Raw genomic sequence first — 11923 nt, 5'->3', positions numbered from 1 at the left:
ATGAGATTCCCCCTAATATTATTTAATGGAGCCTACCATGGCGCCCTTCTCGAAGTATTTCTGGAAGAACGGATACATCACGATAAGCGGCAGACTGGAGATAACAATGGCAGAATATTTGATCATTTCGGACAATTTCTTAAGCTCCGCCTGGGCCAGTGCATCCGCAATCATGCCGGGCTGCACCTGATTCTGAATCAGAATTGAACGCAGCACCAACTGCAATGGGAACAGACGCGAATCGTCCAGATAAATCATGGCATCGAAATAAGAGTTCCACTGCCCCACGAAGGCATACAAAGCCAGCACGAAGATAATCGGTTTGGACAGCGGCAATACGATCCGGAAGAAAATGCCCAGATCAGACGCCCCGTCGATACTCGCCGCCTGAAACAGCTCCTTGGGCAGGCCCTGGAAATAGGTCTTCGCCAGAATAATATTGAACACGCTGATCGCCCCCGGCAGGATCACCGCCCACACCGTATTCAGCATCCCCAGATCCTTCACGACCAGATAGGTCGGAATCAGGCCGCCGCCGAAGAACATCGTAATCAGGAAGAAGATCATGACCGGCCGCTTCCCGGCCAGCCCCTCAATGGACAACGGATACGCCGCGAAGACGGAGAAGAATACCGTAGCCAGCGCGAAGGCGGCAGAGTAGAACAAAGCGTTGAAGAAGCCGCGGATCATCGCGTCGTTGCTGAGAATTTTGACGTAGCCTGTGATGGTCCAGTCCGACGGCGCAATGGCCAGCCCCTTGGTAATGAGCACATTCGGTGTTAAGAAGGAGGCCAGCACGACATACACCAGCGGAAATAGAATGACCAGGATGAACAAACCAAGCAATATATACGTGATAACAACCAGAATCCGGTCCTTCCCGGAATATTGAATATCCATACTTACCTCCTTTTAATACAGCCCTTCCCCTTCGTTCAGCCGCTTGACGACCGTATTGACGAAGACCAGCAGGATTACGTTAATGACGGAATTGAATAATCCGATTGCGGTGGAATAGGCATAATCGCCGGCCTGCAGACCCACCTTGTAGACATAGGTCGCAATGATCTCCGAGGTCGGGGTATTGAGCGCCGTCTGCATCAGGAAGGCCTTCTCATAGCCGATGGACATGATGCCGCCTGCGGCAAGGATGAACAGCACGGCCATCACCGGCCTCAGCGCGGGCAGATCGATATGGCGGATGCGCTTCAGCAGGGAGGCACCGTCAATCGTCGCCGCATCATGAAGCTGCGGATCTACACCGGCCAGCGTGGCTACATAGATAATCGAGGACCAGCCTGCCGTCTGCCAGATGCCTGACAGAATATATACGGTACGGAAGTAAGCGGGATCACTCATGAAGGACACCGGCTTACCTGTAAAAGTAGTGATGAGCGCGTTCACCACTCCTGTCGGCGACAGAAAGACAAACAGCATCCCTGCGACAACCACAACCGAGATAAAGTTAGGTGCATACACAATCAGCTGGATGTTCTTCTTCAGCTTCGCGCTGCGGATCAGATTCAGCATAAGCGCCAGCACAATCGGCACCGGAAAACCCAGAATCAGCCCGTAGGCGCTTAATTTAAGCGTATTCATTAGAATATCGTAGAAATTCGGCGAGGAGAGGAACCGCTCGAAATGCTCGAAGCCCACCCATGCGCTGCCCAGGATGCCTCTGCGCGGGCTGAAATCCTTGAAGGCAATAATAGCGCCGTACATTGGAACGTATTTGAATATAACGGTAAGAATTACGGCCGGAGCCAAGAATAAATACAGGATATAATTCCGGCGCAGATAACTTAGAATTGATTTGCGTGATTTGAGTTCAGTACCCCTTTGTTGAACCATCGGATTTGCCAATTTTCCCCCTCCTTACAGTGCGGCTGTGCTCATGCTGCTGTGCAACAGGGCCGCTGCTAGCTTGCCATTCACATGGCATAGGTCCGCCCGGATCTGTCTATCCTCCTGACGGTTAGGTTACCCACCTCCGGTCTAACTATTAATTTACATTTAACAAAATGAATAGGTTTTCAAATTTACATTTGAACATGTTTTGCCTTTACAATTTATCAGAGATTGCGATTATAAGTCAATACATTTTGCACAAAAAATATTTAAAACCGTGCATTATACAGTGCAAATGTAACATTAACATAGATATAAGCACTTACCGGTGTCTTTAATTTTTGAATTGTAAAATTAATTTGTGCATTTGTAAAATTACGTTGTCAATTTTGAGTAAATGCTATATATTAGGTAGCAGAGGTTACTAATACGGGGAAACAAAGGTGGAACACAGTGATGAAGAAAGCAAAGGTCACCATTCAAGATATTGCAGATGCGCTAGGCATCTCCAGAAATACGGCCTCCAAAGCCCTGAACGGTGCAGAGAGCATTCCTCCCGAGACCCGGGAGAAGGTAATCAACAAGGCCGTCGAGCTCAAATATAAACAATTCTCCTATCTGGAAGCAGCAGGCAGCGCCTCCGAGAATCAGGGCAATATCGCCCTTTTGACCAGCAATCTCCCCAACAGCTCCCACTTCGGTTCCCAGCTGCTCAGCGGACTGGAGAAGCGTATCAGTACCGAAGGCTATACCTTGTCCATTTATTTTGTCCGCGAGAACGATATTAACGGCATGACTCTGCCCGGCAATTTCGAACCTGCGAACGTGGACGGCATCATCTGTATTGAAATGTTCAGCAAAGAATACAGCAGGCTGATTACCGGCCTCGGCATTTCAACGATCTTCATCGACTGCGCGTCCGATATTATCTATCCCGAGCTGAAGGCCGACCTGCTGCTCATGGAGAATGAGTACAGCGTGTGCTCCATGACCCGTAACCTGATCAATCAGGGCTTGCAGAGCTTCGGTTTTGTAGGCGATTACAACCACTGCCGCAGCTTCAATGAGCGCTGGATCGGCTTCAATCGGGCACTCTCCGCAGCCGGTATCCCGCTGAATCCCGAATCCTGCATTGTCGGTCAGGACCGGGACTACCTGCTGGAAGCGGACTGGATGGATCAGCAGCTGGATGCTCTTGGCGAATGGCCCTCAGCCTTCATCTGCGCCAATGACTTCATCGCAATCCGTGTCATGAAGTCACTTAAGAACAGAGGAATCAAGGTGCCGGAGCAGGTTGCGGTCTGCGGCTTCGACGATGCCTCGGAATCCCGGATCATCGAACCCCATCTGACAACGGTACATATTTACAGCGGTCATATGGGGATTGTCTCTGCCGAAATGCTGCTCTCCAGGATCAAGGACCCTGCCAAGCCTTATCAGGTGACGCATGTCGCTACAGACGTTGTATTCAGAGACTCTACCCCCGCTCTTAGCTAATACCAACCCATTCTGCCTGGAGGTTATTTCACAATGAAACTACATGGTTCAGTCCTTTGTGCGGGCGAGCTGCTCATTGATTTCTTTTGCACCGATGTTGACGTCAGCCTGACCGCAGGGCGGCATTTCTCCAAGCAGGCCGGCGGAGCGCCGGCGAACGTAAGTGCAGCCATTGCCCGGCTCGGCGGCCATTCCGCCTTCCTCGGCAAAGTCGGAGCCGATCCCTTCGGCTTCTTCCTGAAGCAGACGCTGGAAGAACAGAACGTGGATACCTCGATGCTGCTGCTTGATCCCGCAAGCCCGACCACACTGGCTTTCGTCTCGCGCTCAGCGAACGGGGAACGCGATTTCGTGTTCCACCGCGGGGCAGACCGGCTGCTCAGGCTGGAAGAGCTTGACCGGGCAGCCGTCCGTGAGGCAGCCATGCTTCATTTCGGCTCGGCGACAGCTCTGCTGGCTGATCCCTTCCGCGAGGTCTATATGACGCTCATGGATGAAGCGAAGACGAACGGACAGTTCGTCTCCTTCGATCCCAACTACCGGGGCGACCTGTGGACCGGGCGTCAGGAGGAATTCATCGCGCTGTCCAGAGCCGGTATCTCCAAGGCCGATCTGGTAAAGGTCAGCGACGAGGAGCTGCAGCTGATTACAAGCGAAGCGGACCGTGATGCCGCCCTTGATATGCTGCATGAGTGGGGAGCCGGAGCAGTAGCCGTTACTCTGGGCAAAGACGGTACCCTCATCTCCTCCCCGGACTCCCGGCTGCTGATTCCGAGCATCACCGTGAAGTCCATCGATTCCACCGGTGCCGGCGATGCCTTCATCGGAGCGCTGCTCTGCCGGATCAGCCAACTGGCCCATCCGGCAGACTTCACCCGCAGCGCGGAGCTGCAGCAAGAATTCGTCACCTTCGCCAACCGGGTGGGCGCCATCGTCTGCACTAAGGTCGGAGCGATTGCCGCGCTGCCGACACTGGACGAGGTCCAGGAGTTTGCCGGGTAAGCTGCGGAGCTGCTGCTGAACCAATCTTTACCTGCTGTTTTCATCACAGACAGGGGAGCATGGCACGTAATATGATAAGCACATTATCATATGGTTGAAGGAGCAGCTTTTGCATGACGATGAAACAAGAATTCGATAATCTCATGGCGTTTGCCAAGGATTTAATCAATGAGAATCTCGGCTTTTATTATGATATCAATTATGGTTATTTCCAGCCCGAGACCCATCCGATTGTGGACTTCATCCGGCTGATCGGCAGACGTATTCAGAGCCAGCTCATGCTGACCCCCGCACTCTACGGGGAGGTCGACCAGATGGAGCGGATGTTCTCGGACAATCTGTTCTTTGATGAATGGGCCGAGGTTACGCTGGATGGACGGAGCTTCCACTTCCTGATGAGGCAGATCGACAACAGCAGCAGGATCATCAACCTCGCACGTGACCTCGTCTTCCCCTCCCCCTGGATTCCCCGCAAGCTGCGCGACAGTCTGATCCGCATCGGTGAAGGTACTCTGAACGGAAGCTGGAGGCAGGATAAGGATCATCTGGTTACCCTCTGGCTTCCCCTCGGCATCTCCTTCGTGGAAGGCTCAGGGCATCATTCCATAACAGCGGGAATCGCCAAGGGTGAAGGAGAGCTCTACCCCACCTCGGTGTATGACATCAGTCCCATCTATGATCACGTGTATACCGACGGCAGGTATTACTACAGAACGCATGACCATTCAATTATCTCCGAGGTTCATTTCGTGGAATGCGCCGCCATCTTTGAGATCGGCCGGATCATGGCGGCGCAGAAGATTATTTTCTGAGGGACGACAAACCATAATTTCCTAAACAGCACAAAAGCCGCGAACCCGCCCAAATCGGACGGTTCACGGCTTATTCAAGTAGTAGCTCTCTGTACGAGCTGGAATTCAAGCCGCTGCTGCCCGGCTTCTGTTCCCTTCAGCTTGCCGAGAATCAGATAGAGCGCATTCTGCGCCTGCGCGGCAATCGGATTATCTATCGAGGTGATTCCCAGCGTATGGGCCAGCTCCGTATTGTCGAAGCCGACAATCGCCAGCTCCTCCGGCACCTTCACTTTAAGCCTGCGGGCCTCGCTCAGTATCCCTGCCGCTACCATATCATTCGCGCAGAGGATGACATTCGGACGCTCTCCGGACCTCAGCAGCAGCTCCCGGATCAGCCCTTCGCCCTGGCGGATGGAGTGGATGCCTGTCTGTGACCAGTCCGGGTTAACCGTCAGAGCGTGTGTGCGCACTGCATCCTGATACGCCTGTATCCGCCCGGAGGTATTCATACTGGCCGGCCTGCCCCAGGCATTGGCAATCCGCGTATAACCCTGTCCGATCACATGCTCAAGCCCCAGCATATATCCGTCATATTGATTCATGGCGACACTCTGAATCTCCGGAAGCTCCATCCGCTGCCAGGACACAATCGGCCCGTATTTGCAATAGGAGCCAAGGAGCGCCTGATCGTTGACGCAGGTGCTGATGACCAGCGCATCGACTCTTTTGCGCCGCATATCCTCGAAGGCTTGCAGCTCTTTGGCCGGATCGCCCCCGGAGGTATAGATGATCGTCTGATATCCGTGCCGGCTCGCAGTCTCCACGAAGCTGTTCAGGAAGGGCAGCATCACCTCGTTGATCCCCTCCGTCACCATCCCGATCTGCATTGTCTCCCCTCTGGACAAGGAGATGGCATTGCCGTTCGGCACATAGTCCAGCTCTTCCATGATCTTCAGGATGATCTCCCGCGTTGCCTGGCTCACATGGGGAGAACGATTCAGCACTCTCGATACCGTAGCTTTGGAGAATCCCGACAGTTTGGCGATTTGATCCAGATTCGACATGATGGCTCTCCTTACATAAATTTTCATCTTTATAATAATACTTGACATGTAACGCGTTACAACATTTAGCATTGAATTATAGGACCTATGAACAGCTTACCATATTTGAATCCATAACTAATAAAAGGCGGGATTATCGATGAATACACCATTTCCTGAAGGCTTCCTGTGGGGCGGCGCAGTCGCTGCGAACCAATTGGAGGGCGCATATAACGAAGACGGCAAAGGCCTGTCCACCCAGGACGTAGCTCCGCAAGGAATCAAGGGCCCCATCACCGAGGTGCCTACAGAGGATAATATGAAGCTGGTCGGCATCGACTTTTACCACCGGTACAAGGAAGATATCAAGCTTTTTGCCGAAATGGGCTTCAAGGTCTTCCGCACTTCGATCGCCTGGTCCCGGATCTTCCCGAACGGCGACGAGCTGGAGCCTAATGAGCAAGGTCTGCAATTCTACGACGACCTGTTCGATGAATGTCACAAATACGGCATTGAGCCGCTCGTGACCCTCTCCCACTACGAAACTCCGCTGCACTTATCCAAGCAGTATGACGGCTGGGTGAACCGGCAATTAGTCGGCTTCTATGAACGGTATGCCAGAACGGTATTCACCCGCTACAAGGATAAAGTGAAGTATTGGCTGACCTTCAACGAGATCAACTCCATCCTGCACGAGCCGTTCATGAGCGGCGGGATCTATACACCGAAGGACAAGCTGAGCAAGCAGGATCTGTATCAGGCGATTCATCATGAGCTGGTCGCAAGTGCTACAGCGGTCAAAATCGGACATGAGATCAATCCGCAGGCCCAGATCGGCTGTATGATCCTAAGCATGCCAACCTACCCGCTGACACCTAACCCGGACGATGTGATTGCGGCGATGAAGTCGGAGCATATGAATTACTTCTTCGGAGATGTGCATGCGAGAGGCGTGTACCCTGGCTATATGAAACGTTACTTCAGAGAGAACGGCATTGAGATTCACATGGAGCCTGGAGATGCAGACATTCTCAAGCATACCGTTGACTTTATCTCGTTCAGCTACTATGTGAGCATCTGTGAGACGGGAGACCGCAGCAAACGCACCCAGGAAGGCAACCTGATCGGCGGCGCGCCGAATCCATACCTGAAGGCTTCCGAATGGGGCTGGCAGATTGACCCGCAGGGCCTGCGTTATGTGCTGAATATGTTCTATGACCGTTACCAGAAGCCGTTGTTCATTGTAGAGAACGGACTCGGGGCCAAGGATGAGCTGATCACCGGTGAAGACGGCGTGCCGACCGTTAATGACGACTACCGGATTGAGTACCTGAACGACCATCTGGTGCAGGTGGGCGAAGCTATCGAGGACGGCGTTGAAGTCATGGGCTACACCTCTTGGGGCTGTATTGACCTGGTCAGTGCGTCAACCGCTGAACTAAGTAAACGCTACGGCTTCATCTATGTAGACCGCCACGACGACAATACAGGAACACTGGAGCGCTACCGCAAGAAATCCTTCCACTGGTATAAGGATGTTATTGCTACCAATGGACAAAGCCTGCGGCGCTCAGGCCAATAGAATAACCAGACAATACAGGTTGTCCCGAAAAGCCTTAAAAAGGCTGATTGGGACAGCTTTTTTTACATATGGAAAGATAAGCTTCTGACGTTCTTCATGTCTTCAGATACAGGCTGCAAGACCCATTCCGCCCAGCCTGGATTAGACTGTAGGAAGGGTAGCGACAGCGGCCCATTCCGCCGGTCTTTGCCTGCCCTCCCCCGTAACTGAAGATATCAATTTCAGTTGAATGTACTTAACAACAAAAAGCAGGAAGGAGCGGAGGGGAAATTTGGAACTGTAGGAGCGATAGCGTCCGCCTTTGTATACGGATTTCAACCGCGAACAGCGGCTTGAATCAGGAAATCTGTATACAACAGCGGCCGGAAGTCCAAATGTTCACCGCAGCGACGACGTTAATGCTTTGTGTTACCGCCTTTTTCATCTCATATCCCACCTCATATGAATATCTTTCAGTTATCCTCCTTTACCATTTTGAAACTAATTGCCCGAAAGGTTGGGATATACTAGCCACAGATGAATCTTAAGGAGCGTACCTGCAATGAACAAATATACCTTCGGCCTCAGCAGCCTCTTATTCTTAAGCCTGATAGCGTCCGGCTGTGGCACCATGAAGACGCCGAGCGATCTTCTTCAAGCCCCGTCCCAGGGGAATAGCGACGGCAATCTTACCGGAATCGTCAAATCCTTTCTACCGGCCAACGCGCATTTAACGGTACCCATCCACTCGGAATCCGGCAGTGCGATTCAATTACAGGATCTGGACAAGGACGGGCAGGAGGAACTCCTGGCCTTCTACAAGACAGACAAAACCGATTACGAGATCAACACCCTCCTCCTCTCGCAGCAGGACGGCAAGTGGACCAAGCTGGCTAACCTTACCGGAGTGGGCAGCGAATTGAATCAAGTATCCTTCACTGATGTTACGGGTGACGGAGCGGAGGAGCTACTGCTCGGATACGGCGGCGGGGAGGGATTAAGCAAGGAGCTGGCGGTCTACAGCCTAAGCGGCGGCAAGCTGACAGAGCTGCTCAAGCAGCCTTACGACCAGCTGGTCCTTGGCGACCTGACCGGGGGCGGGCATACCGACATTGCCTTGCTTCAGGGTACGTACACAACAGATAACATCCGGGAGACCCATCTCCTGTTGCTCCGGCTCAAGGACGGTGTGCTTCAGACGTTATCCGACCAGAAGCTGGATGGTAATGTGCTCGAAGCCCAGTTCGGCAAGGCATCCCCTACCCGGAATGCAATCGTCATCGACGCTGCCATCGGCGCACACGCTTCCTATACTTCACTGCTGACTTGGGAAAATGACAGGTTTACTGATATACTGGCAACAGATGATTATCAGCGTACCGCACTTGCTGCAAGCAAGGATCTGGTGCTTACTCCGCCGGCCGTCTCTCCCGACCTGCTGGGCAGCAGCAGTATTGCAATTAAGGATTACCCCCAGGCCAGCCTGGATGTGAACAATGACGGGATCATGGAATTCAGCTTCCTGGTGCCGCCTGCCGGTACGGAGAGCATGGCTCCCTTGGCGACCCCGTTCATTACCAAGTATTATCAGTGGGACGGACAGTCCGGCCTGACGTTCGTGCAGGAGCAGTTCGACCGCTGGGGCTTTAACTTCCGTATTCCTAAGTCTTGGGCGGGCCAGACCCTGCTGGAGGTTCCGGGAGAATCCCCCCAGCCCTGGGAGAAGCTCCAATTCAGCTACAAGAATGCCGGGGCTGCTGTGAAGGCTCCGCTGCTGGAGCTTCGCCTGCTGACGAAGAAGGCCTGGGCTGCCGCAGAGGTCCAGCTGAAGGCTGAGAATAGAGAGTATAAGCTGCTGTATGAGCAAGGGAACTCTAACAATGACACAGAGCCTACCCTGTTCGTTGCCGTAATGCCCGCACCGGATGCCGCCGGCAAGCTGCAGGGGGCCGATCTGCAGAATTATAATCAGCTGAAGCTGACATTGGATGAAGTCGTTCAGCTGGCCGGCACACCCCAGATGCCCCGGCAATAAGAAGGAGAGCTGTTCATGAAAGTGCTGATACTGGAAGATGAGAAGCCTATCCGTGATCTGCTGTGCATCAACCTTAAGCGGGCAGGCTTCGAGATCGCGGAGGCTTCTACCGGTGAAGAGGCGCTGAGCATTGCCCGGGAGCAGAGGGATTTCGACATCGCGATTCTTGACCTGGTGCTGCCCGGACTCAGCGGGTTCGAGGTGTGTACCCTTCTGCGGACACAGTTCCCCCGGCTGGGAATTATTATGCTCACCGCCAAAAGCCAGGAAATCGACAAGGTCATGGGCCTGGAATCCGGCGCAGACGATTACGTGGTCAAACCCTTTAGTCCGGTGGAGCTGGTCGCCCGGGTGCGCTCGCTCTACCGCCGGCTGTATCCGGGAGAAGCGCTGCCGCAGGAGAATCTCATCGAGCTTCCGCCTTTTTCTCTAATGCTGGATGAACGGAAATTATTGAAGAACGGGCAGGATATCCCACTGACCCCAACCGAGTTTATGATCGTGAAGCTGCTGATGGAGCAGCCGAATAAGGCCATGAACCGGGACGATATTCTAACAGCCGTATGGGGGCAGTACTTCATGGGTGATCTTAAAATTGTTGATGTGAATATCAGCCGAATCCGCCAGAAGATCGGACAGGAGTCCTCCGGACCGCAGTTCCTTGAGACGGTGTGGGGATTCGGATATATTTGGAGGGGCTAATCGTGCTGAAGGGAATCAGGTCCAGACTTATCGTCTATATTACCCTTATGCTGCTCCTGATCGTACTGCTGCTGGAGGGGGTGTTCATTGCCGCTGTCCACTATTATTATCTGGGCAGTGCGATGGAGACATTGAATACAAGGGCCACGACTTCAGCGACCTTTTTCAATAAGTATCTGGAGAGTTATAGCTTGAATGAGCGGGCGCGTTATATTCTGGAGAATCTTTCCTCTGAGGAGAGCAGTAAGGTGGAAGTGCTGAGTCCGGCCGGGCAGGTGGTCATTAATTCCTTCGGCTTCTCCAGTACAGAGCAGGTGAATACCCCTGATGTCAGAGCTGCTCTGACCAGCGGCAAAGGAAGTTTTCAGAGCATCAAGCCGGTGAACGGGGAACGAATTATGGCAGTTTCTATTGCGCTGAAGGAGTCGGGGAGCACGATCGGCTTGCTGCGTTACTCGGTCTCGGCAGAGCCTTTTTATCATGTAATTATACGGATCGCGCTCAATGCAGCCATCATCGGGCTGCTCGTCATTGGATTCGGCTTCATGCTCAGCCTGATTATCGCCAAACGGATCGTAGGGCCGATCCAGCAACTGACCCGGGTCGCCAAGGAAATGGCCACCGGTAATTTTGACGTCCGGGCAGAGAAGCGCTATGACGATGAAGTGGGCACCCTCGCGGTATCGCTGAATTATATGTCGGAGGAAATTCTCAAGAGCGAGAAGCTCAAATATGATTTCATATCCTCCGTCACCCATGAGCTGCGGACCCCGCTTACCTCTATCAAAGGCTGGGGGGAGACGCTGCTGGTCGGTGATTTGTCGGACAGGCAGGAGATGCTCCAGGGTCTTGAAGTCATGACCGGGGAGACAGACCGGCTGATCGGCCTGGTGGAGGATCTGCTCGACTTCTCCAAGTTCCAGGCCGGAGAGATACGCATTATACGCCAGCCATATGATCTCAGAGGCCTGCTGGAGGATCTGCTGCTGCAGTTCAGATACCGGGGGCAGACGAAGCAGATTCACCTCTATGCCGACCTTCCCGATCAGCCGCTGCCGGTGGACGGTGATTTTAACCGGTTGAAGCAGGTGTTTGTCAATTTGCTGGATAATGCGTTCAAGTTCACCCCTGCGGGGGGTGAGATCCGTCTTACCGCAGTGCTGGAAGGTGAGCGGATAACCGTCACCGTTGCTGACAACGGCGAAGGCATCGAGGCTGCGGATCTGGCACAGCTTGGCACCAAATTCTTCAAAGGCCGCTCCCGTCAATCCGGCAGCGGCCTGGGCCTCGCCATCTGCAAAGAAATTATCGAGCTGCATGACGGGCAGCTGCGGATCAAGAGTGAATTCACCAAGGGAACCACGGTAATTGTAGAGCTGCCGCGCTACGAGGTGGAGCAGCATTTTGCCTCACCAGTGTAGCTCTAGCTCAGTATCCCGCT

At 53.3% G+C, this 11923-nt stretch carries 10 protein-coding genes; 7 read left to right on the top strand and 3 right to left on the bottom strand.

The features are described from left to right. Window positions 1-18: 18 nt before the first annotated feature. Both MKX42_RS06500 and MKX42_RS06495 read right to left on the bottom strand, forming a co-directional pair. Window positions 19-900 carry a carbohydrate ABC transporter permease gene (locus MKX42_RS06500; RefSeq protein WP_036732509.1) on the bottom strand — a complete coding sequence of 294 codons (882 nt, stop codon included), beginning with the start codon at window positions 898-900 and terminating at the stop codon, window positions 19-21. A 12-nt stretch (window positions 901-912) separates the two neighbouring features. Continuing rightward, on the bottom strand, window positions 913-1851 hold the full coding sequence (locus MKX42_RS06495) for an ABC transporter permease (RefSeq protein ID WP_076085341.1): 939 nt from the start codon (window positions 1849-1851) through the stop codon (window positions 913-915). 453 nt (window positions 1852-2304) lie between these two features. On the opposite strand from MKX42_RS06495, the gene MKX42_RS06490 reads away from it, so the two are divergent. The 3 genes from MKX42_RS06490 to MKX42_RS06480 all read left to right on the top strand — a co-directional run bounded on the left by MKX42_RS06490 (window position 2305) and on the right by MKX42_RS06480 (window position 5159). Beyond that, window positions 2305-3345 carry a LacI family DNA-binding transcriptional regulator gene (locus MKX42_RS06490; RefSeq protein ID WP_340751786.1) on the top strand — a complete coding sequence of 347 codons (1041 nt, stop codon included), beginning with the start codon at window positions 2305-2307 and terminating at the stop codon, window positions 3343-3345. Between the two features lie 33 nt (window positions 3346-3378). Next, on the top strand, window positions 3379-4347 hold the full coding sequence (locus tag MKX42_RS06485) for a carbohydrate kinase family protein (protein WP_340751785.1): 969 nt from the start codon (window positions 3379-3381) through the stop codon (window positions 4345-4347). Window positions 4348-4460: 113 nt separating this feature from the next. Beyond that, complete coding sequence (locus MKX42_RS06480; RefSeq protein ID WP_340751784.1) at window positions 4461-5159, top strand: DUF6710 family protein; 699 nt, start codon at window positions 4461-4463, stop codon at window positions 5157-5159. 74 nt (window positions 5160-5233) lie between these two features. Here MKX42_RS06480 and MKX42_RS06475 read toward each other — a convergent pair whose 3' ends face one another. Next, complete coding sequence (locus MKX42_RS06475) at window positions 5234-6205, bottom strand: LacI family DNA-binding transcriptional regulator (protein ID WP_340751783.1); 972 nt, start codon at window positions 6203-6205, stop codon at window positions 5234-5236. 139 nt (window positions 6206-6344) lie between these two features. On the opposite strand from MKX42_RS06475, the gene MKX42_RS06470 reads away from it, so the two are divergent. The 4 genes from MKX42_RS06470 to MKX42_RS06455 all read left to right on the top strand — a co-directional run bounded on the left by MKX42_RS06470 (window position 6345) and on the right by MKX42_RS06455 (window position 11903). Continuing rightward, complete coding sequence (locus MKX42_RS06470; RefSeq protein WP_340751782.1) at window positions 6345-7766, top strand: glycoside hydrolase family 1 protein; 1422 nt, start codon at window positions 6345-6347, stop codon at window positions 7764-7766. 541 nt (window positions 7767-8307) lie between these two features. Further along, on the top strand, window positions 8308-9780 hold the full coding sequence (locus MKX42_RS06465; RefSeq protein ID WP_340751781.1) for a hypothetical protein: 1473 nt from the start codon (window positions 8308-8310) through the stop codon (window positions 9778-9780). A gap of 15 nt (window positions 9781-9795) precedes the next feature. Further along, window positions 9796-10482: a response regulator transcription factor gene (locus MKX42_RS06460; RefSeq protein WP_340751780.1), complete on the top strand. Its 687-nt coding sequence runs from the start codon at window positions 9796-9798 to the stop codon at window positions 10480-10482. A gap of 2 nt (window positions 10483-10484) precedes the next feature. Continuing rightward, complete coding sequence (locus MKX42_RS06455; protein WP_340751779.1) at window positions 10485-11903, top strand: sensor histidine kinase; 1419 nt, start codon at window positions 10485-10487, stop codon at window positions 11901-11903. Window positions 11904-11923: the final 20 nt, after the last annotated feature.

Source organism: Paenibacillus sp. FSL R7-0204 (assembly GCF_038002225.1).
Taxonomy (GTDB): domain Bacteria; phylum Bacillota; class Bacilli; order Paenibacillales; family Paenibacillaceae; genus Paenibacillus_AQ.
This window is presented reverse-complemented; position numbering and strand designations above follow the sequence as displayed.

What these genes read in the sequence shown, in the direction of transcription:
- MKX42_RS06500 (WP_036732509.1), bottom strand. Translation starts at nt 900, where the DNA reads ATGGATATTCAATATTCCGGGAAGGACCGGATTCTGGTTGTTATCACG.
- MKX42_RS06495 (WP_076085341.1), bottom strand. Translation starts at nt 1,851, where the DNA reads ATGGTTCAACAAAGGGGTACTGAACTCAAATCACGCAAATCAATTCTA.
- MKX42_RS06490 (WP_340751786.1), top strand. Translation starts at nt 2,305, where the DNA reads ATGAAGAAAGCAAAGGTCACCATTCAAGATATTGCAGATGCGCTAGGC.
- MKX42_RS06485 (WP_340751785.1), top strand. Translation starts at nt 3,379, where the DNA reads ATGAAACTACATGGTTCAGTCCTTTGTGCGGGCGAGCTGCTCATTGAT.
- MKX42_RS06480 (WP_340751784.1), top strand. Translation starts at nt 4,461, where the DNA reads ATGACGATGAAACAAGAATTCGATAATCTCATGGCGTTTGCCAAGGAT.
- MKX42_RS06475 (WP_340751783.1), bottom strand. Translation starts at nt 6,205, where the DNA reads ATGTCGAATCTGGATCAAATCGCCAAACTGTCGGGATTCTCCAAAGCT.
- MKX42_RS06470 (WP_340751782.1), top strand. Translation starts at nt 6,345, where the DNA reads ATGAATACACCATTTCCTGAAGGCTTCCTGTGGGGCGGCGCAGTCGCT.
- MKX42_RS06465 (WP_340751781.1), top strand. Translation starts at nt 8,308, where the DNA reads ATGAACAAATATACCTTCGGCCTCAGCAGCCTCTTATTCTTAAGCCTG.
- MKX42_RS06460 (WP_340751780.1), top strand. Translation starts at nt 9,796, where the DNA reads ATGAAAGTGCTGATACTGGAAGATGAGAAGCCTATCCGTGATCTGCTG.